This window comes from Paraburkholderia sp. BR10937 (assembly GCF_040965695.1).
Classification (GTDB): Bacteria; Pseudomonadota; Gammaproteobacteria; order Burkholderiales; family Burkholderiaceae; genus Paraburkholderia.
In genome coordinates this window covers 1-447 of the sequence record NZ_JBFRCL010000163.1, presented here as the reverse complement: position 1 = coordinate 447, position 447 = coordinate 1, and the positions used below count along the sequence as shown (strand labels likewise).

1 protein-coding gene is annotated in these 447 nt (G+C 65.5%); it reads right to left on the bottom strand.

Features of this window, described 5'->3' with window-relative positions; genetic code table 11:
• On the bottom strand, window positions 1–447 hold a 447-nt coding region (locus AB4Y44_RS42455), incomplete at both ends, for an SNF2-related protein (RefSeq protein ID WP_368702823.1).

The following is a 447-nucleotide window of genomic DNA, read 5'->3' as shown; positions in this document are numbered from 1 at the left end:
TCAGTAGCAGGGAGAGGACCTGCATCGTCTTTCCGAGACCCATATCGTCGGCAAGACACGCTCCGAGCCCGAGCTGGCTGAGCAGGTAGAGCCAGCGCACACCGGCCTGCTGGTACGGTCGAAGCTGCGCTTTCAGATCGGGACCCGGATCGACCTGCGCCAGCCCTTCCGGCTGGCGCAACTGCTGCAGCATCTGTGAGAGCCAGTCGCCAGCCACGACCTGCGACCAGTCGCGCTCGCCGAACGCGTCATCTTCATCACCGGAGACGCCCGCCAGAAGACGCAGCGCATCGTTCAGCGGCAGTCCCGCCTGCGCGGCGTTTTCCAGACCTTCAAAGCGCTGAAGCAGGCGGCCCAGCCTCTTCGTGTCCACCTCGATCCAGCGCCCGCGAATCCACTGAAGGCCGTCGGCCCCCTTGAGCAGACTCCGGATCTCGGCCGGACTCA